11 protein-coding genes are annotated in these 19,167 nt (G+C 45.5%); 3 read left to right on the top strand and 8 right to left on the bottom strand.

Annotated features, from left to right (window positions below; genetic code table 11):
- Window positions 1-10: 10 nt before the first annotated feature.
- From SO_RS08135 to SO_RS08170, 8 genes are all read right to left on the bottom strand, one after another.
- Window positions 11-682, bottom strand: coding sequence for a uracil-DNA glycosylase family protein (locus SO_RS08135; RefSeq protein ID WP_011071898.1), 672 nt, complete (start codon window positions 680-682; stop codon window positions 11-13).
- A gap of 515 nt (window positions 683-1,197) precedes the next feature.
- Complete coding sequence (locus SO_RS08140) at window positions 1,198-3,291, bottom strand: MtrB/PioB family decaheme-associated outer membrane protein (protein ID WP_011071899.1); 2,094 nt, start codon at window positions 3,289-3,291, stop codon at window positions 1,198-1,200.
- A 12-nt stretch (window positions 3,292-3,303) separates the two neighbouring features.
- Complete coding sequence (gene mtrA, locus SO_RS08145; RefSeq protein ID WP_011071900.1) at window positions 3,304-4,305, bottom strand: decaheme c-type cytochrome MtrA; 1,002 nt, start codon at window positions 4,303-4,305, stop codon at window positions 3,304-3,306.
- A 68-nt stretch (window positions 4,306-4,373) separates the two neighbouring features.
- Window positions 4,374-6,389 carry a decaheme c-type cytochrome MtrC gene (gene mtrC, locus SO_RS08150; RefSeq protein ID WP_011071901.1) on the bottom strand — a complete coding sequence of 672 codons (2,016 nt, stop codon included), beginning with the start codon at window positions 6,387-6,389 and terminating at the stop codon, window positions 4,374-4,376.
- Between the two features lie 329 nt (window positions 6,390-6,718).
- Complete coding sequence (omcA, locus tag SO_RS08155) at window positions 6,719-8,926, bottom strand: decaheme c-type cytochrome OmcA (protein ID WP_011071902.1); 2,208 nt, start codon at window positions 8,924-8,926, stop codon at window positions 6,719-6,721.
- Window positions 8,927-9,172: 246 nt separating this feature from the next.
- The gene (mtrF, locus tag SO_RS08160) at window positions 9,173-11,092 is read right to left on the bottom strand and encodes a decaheme c-type cytochrome MtrF (protein WP_011071903.1); all 1,920 of its coding nucleotides are present in this window, start codon (window positions 11,090-11,092) and stop codon (window positions 9,173-9,175) included.
- A 35-nt stretch (window positions 11,093-11,127) separates the two neighbouring features.
- Window positions 11,128-13,266, bottom strand: a complete 2,139-nt coding sequence (locus SO_RS08165; RefSeq protein ID WP_011071904.1) for an MtrB/PioB family decaheme-associated outer membrane protein — start codon at window positions 13,264-13,266, stop codon at window positions 11,128-11,130.
- A gap of 13 nt (window positions 13,267-13,279) precedes the next feature.
- Window positions 13,280-14,245: a DmsE family decaheme c-type cytochrome gene (locus SO_RS08170; RefSeq protein ID WP_011071905.1), complete on the bottom strand. Its 966-nt coding sequence runs from the start codon at window positions 14,243-14,245 to the stop codon at window positions 13,280-13,282.
- A gap of 425 nt (window positions 14,246-14,670) precedes the next feature.
- On the opposite strand from SO_RS08170, the gene SO_RS08175 reads away from it, so the two are divergent.
- From SO_RS08175 to glnS, 3 genes are all read left to right on the top strand, one after another.
- Window positions 14,671-14,910, top strand: coding sequence for a FeoA family protein (locus tag SO_RS08175; RefSeq protein ID WP_011071906.1), 240 nt, complete (start codon window positions 14,671-14,673; stop codon window positions 14,908-14,910).
- On the top strand, window positions 14,903-17,197 hold the full coding sequence (gene feoB / locus SO_RS08180; protein WP_011071907.1) for a Fe(2+) transporter permease subunit FeoB: 2,295 nt from the start codon (window positions 14,903-14,905) through the stop codon (window positions 17,195-17,197). Before SO_RS08175 ends, feoB begins: the two co-directional genes overlap by 8 nt.
- A gap of 184 nt (window positions 17,198-17,381) precedes the next feature.
- Window positions 17,382-19,052: a glutamine--tRNA ligase gene (gene glnS, locus SO_RS08185; protein ID WP_011071908.1), complete on the top strand. Its 1,671-nt coding sequence runs from the start codon at window positions 17,382-17,384 to the stop codon at window positions 19,050-19,052.
- Window positions 19,053-19,167 lie beyond the last annotated feature (115 nt).

The raw sequence follows: 19,167 nt of genomic DNA on the forward strand, positions 1-19,167 counted from the left end.
GTTGTGGTTACTAGGTTAATAAGGAGCTAATACGTGATCTTAACGTGGGAATAAGATGCTGTTCAAACTCGGGATGTTGTTTTAGCCAAAGATTATTTCGAGGGCTAGGGTGGGGCATCACCATTAACTGAGGCCAATATAATGGCCACTGCTCAACGGCTTGGGTAAGCGTGATTTTTTTGTTTGATGTCGCCTTACCTATGGTATGTGCTGCCGCTAACGGTGTTGAATTGAATCCCCTGTTTTTATGCATATTATCCATTAACAGCCGAGAAAGGTGGTAATCCATGGCATATTGGCCGAGTACTATCACTAGCTCTATATTTGGCATTAGCGCCAGTAGTGCTTTGTGCCAGGTTGCGGCGCACTCTGGACGTGGCGGCTTATCGCCTTGCTTTTTCCCCTTTCTTTCAATATTGCCCGGAAAACAAAATCCCATCGGTACTATGGCAAACAGAGCGGGATCGTAAAATTGCTCACGACTGACATTTAGCCAAGCCCTAAGCCGTTCACCACTGGCATCATCAAAGGGAATGCCCTTATGGTGGGTTTTTACACCGGGGGCTTGGCCTGCGATAAGAATTCGTGCTTGGCTGCTCGCCTGTAATATCGGTTTGGGCGGGAAGGGCAACTCGGCTTGGCAGAGGGTGCAGGCCCATACTCGCGTTAACAACGCCGTCATTTCAACGGAGCACAATGGGGTGGCGGATGAACTGTCCTGCATGATTTAACTGACCGATTAAAGGTTTGGATTAAGATCCGTTAAAGTGAAGCAAAACTCAAGGAATAGACGCTATTTAACCTAAACTCGGGGTAACGAGTGTCGAAAAATCTAAATTTAACAAACTAAATCAATATGATAAATGATTCTTTTGAAAAGAAGAATTTTTTCTGACTGAATGTGCAGATTTTTGCGCATATCAAGGCGCTCAGTGGTACGCCATAGCGAGCTATGGTTAGACAGAGCAACGCAGAGAGGTCCGAAAAGATGCCTATTTCGCGGCTCTACTTACCCGAGCTCACGTTATTTAGATAGCTTTTTGCTTTAGAGGCTGATCTCATTCAATATTTTTTACGTAGGATTAATCCCTTGTCCGTCCTATATTTGTGCGCTATTGAGACTCACTGCTGGATATAAAACTGCGGGATATAAAAAAGCCCGCAGAGGCGGGCTTTTGAGCATATGAGGCAAATGGATTAGAGTTTGTAACTCATGCTCAGCATCAGCATTTGTGCGGTGTAGTCATGGCTGTTACTACCAAAACCTACGACGTTCCAAATGCCATCAACGGCGATATCATTTGCGGCGTCATTGTCCTTATAGTTCTCAATTTTGTAATCGAAGCGCAGCGCGAGTTTCTCGGTGGCTTGATATTGAGCGTATAAGTTAATGTTATGCACTTTGGCAAAATAATCACCATAGTCGCCAGTGATACCTTGTCTGACTTGAGTGTTACTGTCGGAGTTGGAATAGGTGTAGTCCAGTCCTAGGCGTAACTTGTTCTCCAGCAGATTGTTGTAGCTGATACCTGCACCGACCACATCTACCTGATCTTCTATAAAGCCTGTCCACGTTGGGGTGCTGTAATTGCTGCTACCCGCCTGTTCAGACTCAATGGTTTGGTAATTGTAGAAGGCGGTTGCCAGTAAGTCAGCGGTGATCATATAACTGATGTTGGCATCATAACTGGTGTCTTTTGACTCAGTTAATCCAATCACAGTATCGGTATAATCATCTAACGCGTAACGGGCACCAACATCGATAGTCAGGCTTTCTAATGGCGAATGGGTGATCCGTGCTTCGACTTGAGTTCTGTCACGGTCAGCCAGATTGTACTTACGTAACAGGCTGTTGGTTTCAGAAGAGGTCCATTCAGACGCTTGGTATTGTGAGCCGTCACGGTTACCGTAACTGCCTTTTACCCACATGTCCCAAGTATCGAAGCTGTTTACACGTAAACGGGCCCAAACGGTATTTTCATCCGTGGTTTCACGGTCTTGATAATCACGTTGGTCACGTTTGAAGTCATAACCACCATCGAGTTTGATATCGCGGGTAATGCGATAATCTGCGGCAACTTTAAAGCGTTGCGTACGATTATCGTAAGGGGTGTTATAAGCCACCTTACCGTTGACATTGTTGATGCTGATCTGAGTCCATTCTTCTACTTGGGTATTATTGTCACGGTCGTAATAATCGTAACTACCTGTTAAGCGAAGATCATTGCTCACTTTGCTAACGACTTTCAGGTTCATACCCAGTAGATCGACTTTGGCATCGACGGCATCGGTATTGAGCTGATTAGCATAACGGTAGTTATCCGTCACTAACGCCTGATCTTGGCTCATTTGTCCGGTCAGAATACGACCCGACAGTGCGTTGCTGCCATCGTTGTACTGTCCCATCAGCGACACGGTGTGTGACTGGTTATCCGGATCGAGTGCCATCGTACCTTGGGTTTGAGCACCAAAGGTGGGGTTAAAAGCATTTTCAAAGTCCAATTGGTTGTATTCGTTTTTGAATATTGACCCATTGTAACTGAGTGCGGTAAACCAACGATCACCCTTGAGTTTGACACCCGCTTCAATGGTGTCAGTGGTGTAATCCACCGGCTCTGCTAACATCATCGATTGGTTGAAGAAGCTACCAGAGGCTTGTTTTAAGCCGGTTTTCTCTTCACGCATGTAGTTAACATAGGTGCTCCACAGGGATTCACCTTGATATTCAAATCCCAACCCCGTGCGCTCACGTTTAAGTGAGAGTTCGAGGGCATTGAGGCTGTCCATCAAGAGTGGCATTTGGTTGCTTGAACCTGCTGTTATCCAGTTATCCGGTAACGTGAGGTTATTGCCACCAATACCCGCGTAGGGCGATAGGGCGCTATTGCTGTCGTAGGTAGCAATTTGGCGATAGTTCACATTGACGTTGTACTGGCCTTGTTTGCCCGCATTGACATCTAAGCGACCGCCATCCATACCGAGTTGATAAGCATCAACACTGGCACGATAACCCTTTTCACCTTTAAAGTTTAAATCGGCATCAAATTTACCCGCCACTTCATTGGATGTACCAAAGGCATTGGCAGAGCGAATATCCTCTTCGCTGTTATAACCGACACCGACACCCACAGTGCCTGATGTGCCCGTTTCAACGACGCAGCCTTTACAGCTCCATGCGGATAATTTCACTTTTTCAGTATTGGCATTCGCTAGACCATAACCATCAGCAGCGACGGCCAAGCCTGTGTTGGCTAATAACGCTAGAGTGATCAAATTGAGTTTAAATTTCATTTTCTCGTCTCCTTAGCGCTGTAATAGCTTGCCAGATGGATGGTTAGAACCATGAACCTGACTATGGCAATTTAAGCAGCTTCTTCCACCAGTAAAGGCATTGTCACCGACATTTGAACCTAATCCAGTGTTACCTAAGTAGGCGTTGCTGGCGTGGCCATCGCTGGCGTGACATTGCTGACATAGCTGTGGCGCACGGGTTTTCAGCATACCGTCATTCACACTACCGTGAGGATTGTGGCAAGTGACACAATTCTCAGTGACGGGTGCATGCTCCCAAAGTTTTGGGCCGCGTTTTTCGGCGTGACAGGAATAACAGGTATCATTCACGCTAGGCTTGTTAAGATCGGAATCTGTCATGCTCCCATGGGGATTGTGACAGTCGCTACAGGTCATTTGTGCCCATTTGAGTGGGTGACTTGAGCGTTTATTCATATCCGCTTTTTGCTTTGTATGGCAGCTAGTACAGACTTCCATTTCCGTGTTTTTAGATAACACAGGATCTTTTGCGACGTGTACTTGGTGACAAGAAGCACAAGCAACATCGGCATTGTCATGGTGACCGCCATTCCAAGACATACGCTTATCGTCTTGGTGACAGCTCATACATACGCTGTTTTGCTTGTCGGCACTTAAGGTTGATTGCTTACCAAAAGTGATCATCGGCTCGTTGCCGCCTTTGTTGTGCTGACCCAGTGGGCCGTGGCATGCCTCACATTGCAGGCCAGCCATTGGACTCTTAGAGGAGTCAATCGCACCGTGGACACCTTTGAAAAGGTCCATGACTTTTTCGGATTTCTTATGGCACATCAAGCAAGAATCGGCGCCTTTAGGGGAGTAGTTGCCTTCGGCAAACTTCTTATCTAAGGTGGCTTCGACTTGCTCTGGCGTCATTTTCTCATCCCACTTCGACGCATAAGCGTTTGGTGTGACGACTAATGCCATAACTGCAGACATTGCCATTGTGATGGTAAGTGCCGGCAGTAGGTTTTTCATTTTTAGGCAGTTCTTCATAATAGGCTTCCCAATTTGTCCCAACAAAATTCAAGAAAGGGGGAGCGAGCTCCCCCTGCTTGGGCAAATTACATTTTCACTTTAGTGTGATCTGCAACTGTTGGGGTATGGCAGTAGAAACAGGTTTCTGACTGTGCCGCACTGGTAGCATCATCTTTTGTGCCATCAACAACTGCACCGAAAGACTCCAGGGTTTCTTTCGTATGGACCATGTACTGGCTGCCAACTGTGTGACAGGTAGTACAAGTTGCAGTGATCGGCGTAGAATATAGACCTGTTTTATCTGCTGCAGCGGCAGTATTCAATGCGCCTTTCTTCTTGAAAGACTCAAGGTTGAAGTCTGAGTGACAAGAGGCACAATTGCCACCAATGAGGCCGTAGGCATCTTCAACGTGTTTTTTGTGTAGTTTTAGCTCTAGCGCACCACGGTTGGCAAAGCTATAGGTGCCATCAGGAGTATGACAAGTCACACATGCGTCAAGGCCTACAATCGCTTTACCGTTAGCATCTTGGGTGTGTGATAGTTGCTCTGTCATCACAAAGCCTGCATGTTGTTTGCCTTTGTGAATTTCGAACTCAGCAGTGTGGCAATTGGCACAGGCTGTCATGTTAACAGAATCAACGTGGCGAGTACTTGGTGCTTTACCTGACAAAGTAGCAAAGGCTAAATCCGCTTTCATGCCGGTATACTTAGTTACATCAACACCATCAAATGCAGGGTCTGCACAGTCTACAAACTTACCTTCGCTAGAACACATTGACCAACCTACAAAGCTAAATGCTGTGTCGCTGTCTGCGCCGTTTTGGCCAAGTTTGAGGTCTTTAGTAGTGGTATAAACCAGTTTGCCAGCATCATTGATAGTAGCTTTTGGATCAAGAGCTCCATTTTTGATTGCAAATATTGAATCTTTGCCACTATAACCTAAGGTTGCATTATTAGGACCAACGTTGGTGATGATCTCTAAGCGTTGCACTTTAGGCAGGATGGTCTTGAGATCAACAGCAGTACCGTTCGCATCTACAACTTGAACACTAATTGTGGCTGCTTTAGTTTCGGTATTAATTGTCGAGGTAGTCTCGATACCGTATTGATTAATCAAGTTCTTAGTTGCGGTGGTTTTGGCTGTGTGTAACTCAGCAGTCCAGTCGCTGTTATGGCAGGCGATACAGTTGGAGTTATCGAGTTGTTGAGAGTGGCCTTTACCCGCAGCAAAATCGATGTCTACGTGACAGCTAGAACAGACTTCCATTGTTGGAATACGTGACCAGTTTTTTGCCTCGGTGAGCATGTCGGATTCAACGTGACAAACTTGGCAATTATCTTGGACAATATTTTGTGCAACTGTAGGGATTTTATTGTCTTTGCCCCAAGCTTTGTTGGCATTATGCACATTGTGAATTAAGTGACTAAAGGCGACATGGGGTTTGCCGCGACCATCCGCAAACTCTTGAGTGTGGCAAGAAATACAAGTTTCGACTTCAGTAGCTTGGTGATAAATCTTTTCACCTTCTACGTGGCAAGAAGCACATACTTCGTGGCTAACGATATTTTTTGTATATTGCGGCGCATTACCTTGGCCGTCGAAATCTTCAACCATTTCGGCAACGGGAACGGTCGTTCCGTCTGCTAATTTACCCGCAGCAGAAACAACGTTAAAGCGTTGCGTTAATTGAGCATTAAAGACCTTATTACTATCGAAGGCGTCGAATTTAAAGGTATAGCTACCGTTTTTATTATCGACATAGCTCTTTGATGAGCCTAAGCCTTGCCAGTTAGCGCTATTACCTGGGCCTGTCGCCCCTTCCGGTATTAATTGCAGTGCTTTTTTGATTTCTAAATTTGCGAGACCAATCACTGGCATGTCGGCTTCGTTAGTGGCGAAAACAGTGACCATAGGTGCACCATTTTCATAGCTTACTTTAGTGATATCTAGGTTTAACGTCTGGATGCTACCTGCTGGCTCACCACCATCACTACCATCATTGCCGTTATTACCATCGCTTCCACCACAGCCGGTTAAGGCCATTGTGACGGCACTTGCTGCGAGCAGCAGTGCGATTTTTGATTTTTGTGCGTTCATCATTTTTTTCCCTGCATAGGTTTGGCATTGCTTAACCGCTATGCTCTAGCGCCAACAGATTCTATGTCTGTGTATTTGATCACTAGAAGCGACTTAAGTGGATGCTGGAAATAGAATTCCCCAAGGAAAGGCTAACCCAACATGCCGTTAAAATCTTCTAAGCCTTTGCTAATGTGTGACTTGGATCTTTCTATTTCTAAAGAGGTAGTTAAACCACAAGGGAAAAACAAATTGAGAGCAAAAAAACAACAGATAGTGAGGTGGAAATAAAAAGAGAGAGGGGATACCTCTCTCTTTAAGTTTCGTCTCTCGATTCAGATAATTATATCGACTTAGTTACCGTGTGCTTCCATCAATTGCGATGGAGTATGGCACGTTGCACAGCTTTCAGATGCACGAGTTTGAACATCTGCAGCACTAGTACCATTTAAGATACCGCCGTTAGTTTCAATATGAGACTTGGCTGCATCAGACAGATACTTCTGGTGGCAACTTAAGCATGCGCCAGCATCGGAAGATACCCAAATTACGGCACCATTGTTCTTAATATCGCCGTAAAGCCATGCGCGCTCTGGCGATCTGCCTAAAGCGATACCCGTTACTACGTTGGATTTATCAGCAGTATGACATGTTGCACAATCGGTTTTTAGTACAGTGCCAGATTGTACGCCTGCATATTTCAGATAATGGCCTTCACTTTCGTGGGCTTTCCACGCAAAGCTCGTTGGAACTTTAGTTCCTGGGTAAGTGTTGTCAGTTTTTAAACCCTTATCAGGAGTATGACAAGCTTGACAGTTAACGCCGTTGTCATAATGAACAATTTCCTTGTTATGGCAACCTGAACACTTAGCTGTATCGATAATCGCTCTACGTTTTTCAGCGGCAGAATTGGTATCCGTTCCATTCCATTTGAAACGGAATGGTTGGTCTTGGATGTAAGCGTAGCGAGTATCGGTAGAACATGGGGTCGCTACAACATCTTCAACGCCGTATCCACCTTTGTTAAAACAGGTTGCTACACCAGCATACAACTCAACATTCATACCAGTTAGATCAGCTGGCAGCTTTAAGTTGCTATTTGTACTGTCAATAGTGAAGGTTTTAGTTGCTTCGTTGTAAGTTGAAACCTTCGAATTTGATAATGCAAAGCCACGATCACTATATCTGCTACCTGCGGTATAAGCAGGGTAATCTTTATCTATTCCCCATGAGAAATAGATACTCGATTTAGTGTATGCACTCGGATCCGAAATAAATTCCTTGCCGATAGGTTGATCTTTATTATCAAGAATTTGTACATCGAATGTTAGGGCATTATTTTTAATACCAATGTTGCTGAATTTCGCTTTATAACCAAGGCTATCGTTATAAGCTTTCATTACATCGCCATGACGTTTAGCTGCACTTCCCGTACCGCCGTAAGGCTTGGTTGCATTGTGGCAAGCCATACAATCAGTGCTGCTATGGTGAGCAGATGGTTTTTCAGTGTGACAGCCAATACATGCTTGATTGCTTAAATCTGCTTTGAACAGATCGGCATTAGCAGGTGCGCCAGCGCCTTCAACGTGACAGGCTGCACAATCTGCGGCTGGTTTTTGGGGGTAATGCACTTTGCCATAATCGATTACCTTACCGCCATAGCCAATAATTTTATATGGGGCAGGCACTTGTGCACCGGTAGCATCGAAGGTATGACGCTCGCCACCTTTATGGATAGCATGGATCATATAAGTAAATTCAATGCTATTGCCTGATTCTGGATCACCAGAGGTTGCAGTGTGGCAAGATGCACAGTTTTCAATATCGATACGACGGCCACCATGCAGCGCTAAGCTTTCTGGTTGGTGACAGGTATAACATGCTTGAATAGAGACGACATTGCGAGTTTGAATGCCTTCTGTTTTACCTGTTGAAGGTTGCCAATCGAAATGCGCATTCGCCGCAAGTTGCGGTAGCTCAAGTTCCATGGTCGCACGTTGAGTGGCATCTGCACTGTAAGTGACTTTTACCGGCTCAGTCACATTGGCAACGTTAACTTGGTATGTATAACTGTAGCTACCATCGCCATGGTCTACTAAACAAGTGTCGCATTTATTGGCAGACTCAACGTTCGCTTGAAACTGGGTCGATGGATTGAGGTTATCAACGCCTGATGGAACGGTACCGGGTTCTTTCTTGGCATTGATATAAGCTTGCCATTGATAACCGCGGTCAGCTTCTGTTTCTCCCACTTTTTCTTTAACGGGAGTTAATTGCGCAATACCAAATCGCAAATCGTGATCTTTGGTTAAGCCTAATACTGCTACACCATTGGCATTTTCTAGGGTGAAGTTGACAGTGACTTTACCTGCATCAACAGTGGCATTAGTGAATTTTGCTTTTAAGGTTGAGGTTGAGTTGATATTAACTCCAACAACGCCTGGTTTACCGTCTTCACCATCTTTACCATCACTGCCACCGCAGCCAGTGAGAAGGAGTGAAAGTAAACCGGCACCCAACATCGCTTTTGTTGCGGTATTGAAATTGAACCGTTTCATCATGATATTTCCCTGCAATAGTTTTAATCATCATTAAACACATATCAAATAAGAACAAATCTCATTAGTCGTATTTAATGTGTGGAATTAGATCCCACCTGTAAGGCTAACTAAGTCATTGGTATTTATCAGTCACTTTAAGCGGGTAATGTGATTGAGATCTGACTATTTCTTTTGAGGTAGATAACAGCATCATCTGAGTTCCTTTTATATTGGCAGTTGCAGGCCTTTTGGGCCTGCATCATCGAGTTAGTTTATTGGATGGACTTTGAGTACGTCGGCGACAGTGCCTTGTCCGTGGCAAAATGCACAGGTTTCAGTGCCTGCGGTTGCATCGGCTTTGGTTCCGGCAAACACTGCACCTTGTTGCCTCATATGATTTTGAGTTGCATCACTTGAGTGACAATTGCTACATACAGCGGCAATTGGACTGGTGAAGGTGCCATTGTTAAGCGCGAGAGGTTGAACGGCCGCATTTAAGGGGAGGGCTACAGTAGAGATACCTGTCGAATCGTTGATGTGGCATTGGGCGCAATTACCGATATTCCCAGGGTAATTGAGGTCTTCAAAACCTGCAAATTGGCTGCTATGGAGCCCGTGGATTAACTGTTTAAAATCAAAAGATGTCATCGATGGGTTGGTTGCTGTGGCGTCGGCGAGCATATTCGGATTGTGGCAGAGCTGACATTGACCCGCTAAATCGTTGCGGGCGCCATGGATGTTTAATTGCTGATCGCCATGGCAGCTAGCACATTTTGCATTACTGATGACTTCGCGTCTGCCTGTGGTGGTTAATGCAGACATATTGAAGTAACTGTGACTTGATTTGATCACAAGCACTTCTGCCAGTTCGGTGCTGCAATCCACTAAGACACTATCTTTTGCGCACACTCGACCTTGAATGGCCAATCCGCCACGGTCGGACTCAGTACCTGCGGGTACTGTGAGACCTGAAATATTGTAGCTGTATGTTCCATTGCTTCCTGCTATGGGGGTTGATTCCGGAAGTCTAATCGAGCGAGCAGAACGGCTGCTGTAGTCGAAGCTGGTTCCCCAGTTAGCATAAATCCTTAAGTCACTAATAAATTTTAATTTATCGGCGCTATCAGCATAAGCGGTTCCTGTGGTTGGGTTGGTTAGGCTCACCGCGACCGTGATTGTGCCATTGGCATCCATACTGGCACTGCTGATGCTTGCATTAAACTGAGCCAAGGCAGAGGTTTGAGCTGCATTACTGTGCACGTTTGCCGTCCAATCTGCATTGTGACAGGCAACGCAATTGCTATTATCCGTTTGCGCTGGGTGGCCTTGACCCGCAGGGAAATTGATTTGAGTATGACATGCACCGCAGGCTTCCATGGTCGGTACTCGGTACCAATTTTGACGATCGGCCAAATCAGGGTTATCAGCATGGCAAGTCTGGCAATTACTGATGGATTGAGGGAATCCGGTTAAATGTTTACTGTGGATCATTTGCGGGAAAATATCCGCGGCATTGCTGACTTTTTTACTGTTATGGCAGGTCACACAGGTTTCAACTTGATTATAACGTCCTCCATGGAAAGCCAAATTACTATGGCAACTATTACAAGTGTCGATCGAGACTAAGTTACGGGTATAGGCCAGCATATTGCCTGAGGACTGCCAATCATAATGTTGGTTGGTTATAGGGAGTACAGTGCCATCGGCGAGCGCATCACCACCGATTTTTATCACTAAGCGTTGGGTGGCATCACTTAGAAATGTCACCCCATTCATGCCGTTGAATGTCGCACTAAAGCGATAACTATAATGGCCGTTTTTATGATCGACGAAAGTGCCGGGACATGAAGCGGCGCAGGTTTCTGAGGTAAAATGCTGCCACTCACTACTATTGCCAGCGCCTGTAGCGCCTTGAGGCAGTAATTGCGCAGCGATAAAGGTGGCGGAAGGAATACCCACTACGGCTTGGTTTTCTTGGTTGCTGACTTGATAATCAACTTGGGCAATACCATCGCTGATGGCGACTTTATCTACACTGATATTTAGGCTGCTGATTGTCATTGCCGGAGGTTTACCTGGCTCGCCGGGTGAGCCATCATCACCATCACTGCCTCCACAGGCAGAGAGTAGCGTGGCAATGAGCAGCATCAGACTGTATTGCGTGGTAAAGCTTGCAAACTTATTCATAATTCTATCCTTGGAATACCCTGTCAGTGCCTAAGTTACATTTGGTAGCTTAAGGTCAAACCTAAGTAATGCGCATTGTAGTCGCGGCTGATGTCGCCAAAACTGAGTACGTTAGGAATGGTGTCCCACGTGGTATTTTGGTTTTGCCAGCTTGCATCTTGATATTTCTCAAATAGCCAATCGAACCGTAACGACATGCTGTCGGCCAGTTTGTATTTGGCATAGGCGTTAATATTGTGCTTACGGTTGTAATAGTCGCCGTAGGGACTGGTGATTCCGTAGGTGACTTCGGTATCGCTTTGACCGTCGGAATAGCTATAGTCCAAGCCAAGATCTAAATGGTTATCCAGCAGATTTTGATAGACGACGCCAGTGCCAATCAGAGTCGACTTTTCTTCTGCAGTACTATACCAATCAGGCGTTGAGAAGCGATTACTGCCCGCTTGATCTGAGTCACGCCAGTCTTGGTTGAGGTATGCATTTAAACTCAAGTTGTCGGCGATAAGATATTGGGCAGAAACATCGTAGCCTAGGTAAGAAACGTGGGTAAGTCCGACAGATGTATGGTTATAGTCATCGTCGACGTTATGTAAACTCGCACCGACAGAGAGACCGATATCGCTTTGATAGTCAGTATGCAGGGTGACTTTTTGGCGTTTGCGATCTGCAAGATAAGACTTACGTAGCCAAGGATTACTCGGGCTTTGTGTGGTGGACACAGGATCATATTCGCTGCCATCACGTGTCAATGCTTCACCTTTTAACCAAGTGGACCAGCTTGGCGAATAACGATAGCTGAGTTTGGCAAAAACACCTGACTCATCGACAGATTGTCTATCTAACGCTGAATAATCGTTTGCATCGAGGCTGTAACCCGCTTCTGCGTATGCTGAAGGTGTTAGCCGATACTTACCTTTAAGCTCGAGTTTATTGCTGCGTTTATCGTAGAGGCTATTTTGTGCTGTGCCTTGATAAACACTGTCGGTCACCACCTGAGGAAAATCCAACTGAGTGGTCTTGTTATCCTTATCTTGATAATGATAGTTGGCTTGAATGCTCAAATCTTGAGTGATACGGCCTGAATACTTGAGGAGCATCTCGAGAATATCCACTTGGCCATCAAGATTATCAGCAGGTAGCGTAGGGGCAGGGCCATTTATGGTGGCTGGAAGAAAAGCTTCATCCTGTGACATCTGGCTAATGCCTGCATGCATTAGAACATTATGGCCATTTTGGCCGCCACTCGCCTCGGCTGCAATACGATAAGCCTTATTATCGGGTTCGACGGCGTTTTGCCCATAGTAGGCTGCACCGAAAGTTGGTGTATAAGCCGATTGCCATAATAGTGCCTGATGGTCATTTTTGTATTGGCTGATTTGGCTATTAATTCCTGCTTGCCAACCAATACCCCCAAAATAGATTCTGGCATCGATTTCATCGGTACTGTCATCTATCGGTTGTGCCAGCATTACACTGTTAGTAAGAATATTCGCGCTGGTCTTTTTAGCGCCGCTGCGATTCTCATGCTGATAGTTGATTGAGGCTTTATAGCGATTTGTGGATGAGATATGACCCGCATAGTAACCACCTAGGTTAAATCTATCTCGCTTAAGGCTTAAGTCCTGTTCGGCTAGGCTCGATTGCAGTAACGGCATGGATTGCGTGGTTGCGCCGGCTACCCAATTATCGGGTAGCAACATCTTGTCATTTTCAGCAATATAGGGGCTTTTTAGCTGATTATATTGATAATTTGCTAAGCCTTTATAGCCTAAATTGATTTGATAATGACCCAGTTGGCCTGTGGAGAGCTTGGCTGAACCAGTATCAAACCCGAGTTTATCTGCCATTAAGCTCGTTTGGTAACCACTCTCAGCTTTATATTTCATGTCGGCGCCTATCGCACCGACCAAGCCGTCTTTATCTATGCCTGTACGATTACCAAAGCGGCTATCGTCACCATCATTGTGAGCAAGTGTGGCGCTGACATTACCTTGACGCCCTGTTTGGGGCTGACATTGTTTACAGCTCCACGCCTCATTTTTAACGCCACTGCGGTTGGCCTTTTGAATTTCATAACCTTCGGCATGAGCTGTATTTAGCACGCCACTCATTGTCCAAGCCAGAAGCGTGAGTGAGAAACAAACTTTAGGAGTCGATATATTCACTATTTGCATGATCCTTCCCTTGTTATCTCTGCAGCAACTTGCCGGATGGGTGATTTGAACCATGCACTTGACCATGACAATTCATACAGGAATTACCCGAGGTGAAGGCGTTGGTTTGATTACCAAAGTAGGCATTACTACTATGGCCATCGGAGGCATGGCACTGCTGGCATAATTGAGGTGGTTTGCTGATTAACATTGACTCATTCACACTGCCGTGGGGGTTATGACAGTTGGCACAATTATCCGTAACAGGGGCATGTTCCCAGAGTTTAGGGCCACGTTTTTCGGCATGGCAGCTGTAGCAGTTTTCATTGACGGTCATTTGTTTCAAACTCGCATCATTCAAACTGCCATGGGGATTGTGGCAATCACTACAGACCATTTGTTGCCATTGCAAAGGGTGCGATGAGCGTTTGTGCATATCGGCTTTTTGTTGACTATGGCATTGGGTACAAATCGCGACTTCGTTGGCTTTGTCGCTGATGGGATCTTTTGCGACATGCACTTGGTGACAGCTACTGCAAGGAATATCGGCATTATCATGGTGGTTGCCTTTCCAAGCGATACGTTGATCGTCGTTATGGCAGCTCATGCAGACACTATTTTGCTTTTGTGCGGGGACAGGGGAGTTCTGGCCAAAGGTGATCATCGGCTCTTTCCCACCTTTGTTATGATTACCCAGCGGGCCGTGGCAGGCCTCACATTGTAAGTCAGCCATGGGGGAATCTTTGATGTTGGGATTGCCATGAACGCCATCGAATATAGCCATGACAACTGCACTTTTCTTATGGCACATCAAGCAAGTGTCAGCGCCTTTGGCCGAGTATTTACCTTCGGCAAACTTCTTATCTAACGTTGCTACGACTTCCTCAGAGCTCTTATCATCCCAAGGCGTTGCTAAGGTTGAAAGGCTGAGAATCGATAACATTAATGTAAGCATAATTTGAGTTATGCTGTTGAACTTTAAACCAATATCCATGTCCATTTTTCCCGAGTGCGTTTTATTTGTTATTTTTCAAGCTTTCGACATCACTAATTTAGTTGATTAATATTAGAACAGGTTTGTGACAGCTGCTTAACATATTTGGTCGACTTAACTGTAAAGAGGAATGATTCTGTAGGGATAAATGGTAAGTGTGAATTTGTGTCAAATTTTTAATTTGAAATGACATTGTTTAAAGCTTGTTGAACTGGGTTTTACACTGAGGTAATAGCTGCGGCCTAGTTGGCATTTTTATTTTGGGCCAGGCGTTTATTCATAGAGATTTTTGTCACATAATACCCAACACAATTGAAAACTATTATCGTTACCAGTCATAAAGGTTGATCTAGGTAAAGTTATTAGCTCCGTAGCTCAGTTAGAATGAGCGCAGTTTTTCAAGCTGAAGCTGTTACAAGGTGAAATAGGTAATGAAGTTAAGCGAACTCAGTCCCGGTGACCGTGGCATTATTTCTGAAATCGGGCGATTAGATCTGCCGCAAACAGTTAAGCGTAAATTATTGTCCATGGGTATTACCCCAAATACACGATTTTCGTTGATCCGCCGAGCGCCCCTGGGCTCAGGTTTAGAGCTGGATATTCGTGGTAGTAAGCTTTGTATGCGCAGAGACTTGGCAGACATTATTGAGGTGGAAAAGGCGAATGACTAAGCAGTTTCATTGCGTCACCGTCGGTAACCCAAACGCAGGGAAATCGACACTCTTTAACGCGCTAACAGGCGCAAATCAGCAAGTTGGCAACTGGTCAGGTGTGACTGTTGAGAAAAAAACTGGCCATTTTACTCTTAATGGTGCTGACGTTTACTTAACCGACTTACCCGGTATTTACGATTTACTGCCCGCTGGCAATAGTTGTGATTGTTCCCTCGATGAGCAGATCGCTCAGCAATATCTCGCAGAACAACGTGTCGACGGCATCATTAACTTGGTTGATGCAACCAATATCGAACGCCACTTATATTTAACGGCCCAGCTACGTGAGCTGTCGATCCCTATGGTGGTGGTATTAAATAAAATCGATGCTGCCATCAAGCGTGGTATTTGCGTTGATTTAACGAAAATGAGCCAAGAGCTGGGCTGTCCTGTGATTGGCGTCTGTTCACGCGATCCGGCTGATGTGGCTAAAGTACAAGCACAAGTGCTGGACTTGCTGCAAGGTCGTGTATCCGAAGCGCCTTTATTGCTGGATTACGATAAACAAATTGAAGCAGGTGTGCAGCTACTTTGCCGTAAAGATCCTAATCTAAGCCGTGGCCGTGCCTTGGCGATGTTGGGAAATGGTTCAGGTTGTGGCAGTTGCAAAAATGCGCAGTTGCAGGATGAGGTGAATACTTGTACTCAGCAGATTGCACAGCAAGGGCACGATATTGAAGTGATGGTCGCGACGACTCGCTTTAATTTTGTTGAACGAGTATTCCAAAGTTCGGTCAAGGCCGACGGCTTCTTAACCCTAAGTGATAAACTCGATAAATTAGTTTTACACCCCGTACTAGGCATTCCGGTATTCTTATTTGTGATGTATTTGATGTTCATGTTTAGCATCAACATCGGCAGTGCATTTATCGATTTCTTCGATGTGTTCGCAGGGGCATTACTGGTCGATCATTTTGGTGCGCTGCTCACTAATATCGGTGCGCCTGCATGGGTGGTGACTATCCTTGCGGGTGGTGTAGGCCAAGGTATTCAAACGGTTTCTACGTTTATTCCGGTGATCGCGGCACTATTCCTTGGTTTATCCATTCTTGAAAGTTCAGGCTACATGGCTCGCGCCGCGTTTGTGGTGGACGGGTTAATGCGCCGTATTGGTTTACCAGGTAAAGCCTTCGTGCCCATGATCGTTGGCTTTGGCTGCTCTGTGCCAGCCATTATGGCGACACGTACCTTAGGCAGTGAACGTGAGCGTATCGTCACCGGTATGATGGCACCCTTTATGTCCTGCGGTGCACGTTTACCTGTCTATGCACTATTTGCGGCAGCTTTCTTCCCTGATTCTGGTCAAAACCTAGTGTTTTTACTGTATGTGATTGGGATTTTTGCCGCCATTGGTACGGGGTTGCTGCTGCGTAGTACCTTATTACCCGGTACGAGCAGTGCTGTGGTGATGGAACTGCCAAGCTATGAGTTACCAAAATTTAAAGCTGTGATGGTGCGTACCGGTAAGCGAACAAAGAGCTTTATTCTTGGCGCGGGTAAAACCATTGTGCTTGTGGTAACACTGCTTAACTTTATCAATGCGATTGGGGTGGATGGCAGCTTTGGCCATGAGGATAGCCAAGCATCTCTGTTAAGTGTTGCGAGCCAAAAAGTAACACCCATCTTTGCTCCAATGGGTATTGAGCAAGATAACTGGCCAGCGACTGTGGGTATTATCACGGGTATTTTTGCTAAAGAAGCTGTGGTAGGGACTCTCAATAGCTTATATACCAATGCAACTCCTGAGGGCAGTGAATTAACGCCATTAGCAGACAGTTTTAATGAGGCGCTTGCGACCATTCCTGCAAACTTGTTCGGTTTAGATTTGGAAGACCCGTTGAAGCTATCCGTTGGTGATGTTTCTAATACTGAGGTGGCGGCTGAAACACAAGGTGTAGCAACTTCGACCTTTAGCGCCCTGCAGTCAGGATTTACCACTAAGGTGGCTGCGTTTTCTTATCTGCTGTTTATCTTACTCTATACGCCCTGTGTTGCGGCGATGGGGGCTTTAGTGAACGAGTTTGGTACGCGCTGGGCGACCTTTGCCGCGACATGGACATTCGCACTCGCCTATGGCAGCGCAACCGTCGTTTACCAAGCGGCAACTTTTGCTGCGCATCCATTGCAATCGAGTCTGTGGATTGGTTTCTTCCTCGTTGCCTTAGTTATGTTCTATCTATGGCTAAAGCGTAAAGGGCGCAGAACTCAGCAAATTATCCCCGGCGTGCGGATTATTACTGAGTAAACCCCTGAGTAATAAATGTCAGCTTAGTGGTTACAAAGATAAAAGCAGCTTTCATGGCTGCTTTTATTGTTTTACTATCCACGGCATAACCCTTAGTTTTTAATACTGGGCATTGTAACTGGCCGAGATCTGTAGGATCATGCTGGTTTTGTTAAAATTGCCATTGTTCGCAAAGAGGAATTCCATGAGTCATGTGGACACTGAAGTACGTCCGAGTAACTTTATTCGTAATATCATTGATGAGGATCTGAAAAGCGGTAAGCACACCAATGTGCAGACGCGTTTTCCACCCGAGCCAAATGGTTATTTACATATAGGTCATGCTAAGTCCATCTGTTTGAACTTTGGCATCGCCCGCGATTACCAAGGTCTCTGTAACTTACGATTTGATGATACCAACCCTGAAAAAGAAGACATCGATTATGTTAATTCTATTCAGGCGGATGTGCGTTGGTTGGGATTCCAGTGGGATGGTGAGGTGCGTTATTCCTCTAATTATTTCGACCAATTACATCAATATGCCGTTGAGTTAATTAATAAAGGCCTAGCCTATGTGTGTTTCCTCAATGCCGATGAAACCCGTGAATACCGTGGTACGTTAAAAGAACCAGGCAAAAATAGCCCTTATCGTGATACACCTGTGGAAGAAAACCTGCGCTTATTTGGAAAAATGCGTCTGGGTGAATTCAAAGAAGGTGAGTGTGCGCTGCGTGCTAAAATCGACATGGCATCGCCTTTTATGTGTATGCGCGATCCGGTGATTTATCGTATTCGTTTTGCTCATCATCACCAAACGGGCGATAAGTGGTGCATTTACCCAATGTACGACTTTACTCACTGTATCTCTGACGCCCTGGAGCATATTACCCATTCTCTGTGTACGCTTGAGTTCCAAGATAACCGTCGTCTATATGACTGGGTGCTGGACAATTTAGATGATTTCCAAGCGCCAAATCGTACTCGTCAATATGAGTTTTCTCGCTTAAATCTTGAATATACGCTGATGTCTAAGCGTAAATTAAATGACTTAGTTACGCGTAAATTAGTGACTGGCTGGGATGATCCGCGTATGCCTACGATTGCTGGTCTTCGTCGTCGTGGTTATACCCCTGCGTCTATTCGTGAATTTTGCCAACGTATTGGTATCACCAAGCAAGAAAACATGATTGAAGCGGCGATGCTCGATGCCTGTATCCGTGAAGAGCTAAACGAGCATGCACCCCGTGCGATGGCCGTATTGCGTCCATTAAAAGTGGTGATTGAGAACTACCCTGAAGGTCAAATCGAGACTATTCAAGCGGCTTCTCACCCTAGCGATGAAAGTATGGGGACGCGTGAGTTGGCTTTTGGTCGTGAGATCTTTATTGATGTGGCAGATTTCAGAGAAGAAGCCAATAAGCAATACAAGCGTTTAGTGATGGGCAAAGAAGTGCGTCTGCGTAACGCTTATGTGATCAAGGCTGAGCGTTGTGATAAAGACAGCGAAGGCAATATCACCACAGTTTACTGTAGCTATGATGCTGATACTTTAGGTAAAAATCCTGCCGATGGTCGCAAGGTGAAGGGCGTAATCCATTGGGTTGAAGCTACTACGGCTAAACCTGCACAGTTCCGCTTATACCAACGTTTGTTCACTGATCCAAATCCAGCTGCGGCTGAGACAGTGGATGAAGTACTCAACCCTAACTCACTTGAAGTGGTTAATGGTTTAGTCGAAGCAAGCCTTGCGAATGCGCCAGCGGAAAAAGCTTATCAGTTTGAACGTGAAGGTTATTTCTGTGCGGACAACAAAGACTCATCAGCCGATCATTTAGTGTTTAACCTAACGGTTGCACTGCGTGACTCGTTTGAATAGTTCGAGCAAGTCCGTTAATTGCTGTCGCTAATAGAAAAGGCCCTATAAGGGCCTTTTCTATTTTCCTTTTGACGTGTTCTTGTTAACGACTTTATCCGTCACTTTTTCAGTGCTC

The organism is Shewanella oneidensis MR-1, assembly GCF_000146165.2.
In the GTDB taxonomy this organism is placed as follows: Bacteria; Pseudomonadota; Gammaproteobacteria; order Enterobacterales; family Shewanellaceae; genus Shewanella; species Shewanella oneidensis.

What these genes read in the sequence shown, in the direction of transcription:
- SO_RS08135 (WP_011071898.1), bottom strand. Translation starts at nt 682, where the DNA reads ATGACGGCGTTGTTAACGCGAGTATGGGCCTGCACCCTCTGCCAAGCC.
- SO_RS08170 (WP_011071905.1), bottom strand. Translation starts at nt 14,245, where the DNA reads ATGGACATGGATATTGGTTTAAAGTTCAACAGCATAACTCAAATTATG.
- mtrA (WP_011071900.1), bottom strand. Translation starts at nt 4,305, where the DNA reads ATGAAGAACTGCCTAAAAATGAAAAACCTACTGCCGGCACTTACCATC.
- omcA (WP_011071902.1), bottom strand. Translation starts at nt 8,926, where the DNA reads ATGATGAAACGGTTCAATTTCAATACCGCAACAAAAGCGATGTTGGGT.
- SO_RS08140 (WP_011071899.1), bottom strand. Translation starts at nt 3,291, where the DNA reads ATGAAATTTAAACTCAATTTGATCACTCTAGCGTTATTAGCCAACACA.
- glnS (WP_011071908.1), top strand. Translation starts at nt 17,382, where the DNA reads ATGAGTCATGTGGACACTGAAGTACGTCCGAGTAACTTTATTCGTAAT.
- feoB (WP_011071907.1), top strand. Translation starts at nt 14,903, where the DNA reads ATGACTAAGCAGTTTCATTGCGTCACCGTCGGTAACCCAAACGCAGGG.
- SO_RS08165 (WP_011071904.1), bottom strand. Translation starts at nt 13,266, where the DNA reads ATGCAAATAGTGAATATATCGACTCCTAAAGTTTGTTTCTCACTCACG.
- mtrC (WP_011071901.1), bottom strand. Translation starts at nt 6,389, where the DNA reads ATGATGAACGCACAAAAATCAAAAATCGCACTGCTGCTCGCAGCAAGT.
- mtrF (WP_011071903.1), bottom strand. Translation starts at nt 11,092, where the DNA reads ATGAATAAGTTTGCAAGCTTTACCACGCAATACAGTCTGATGCTGCTC.
- SO_RS08175 (WP_011071906.1), top strand. Translation starts at nt 14,671, where the DNA reads ATGAAGTTAAGCGAACTCAGTCCCGGTGACCGTGGCATTATTTCTGAA.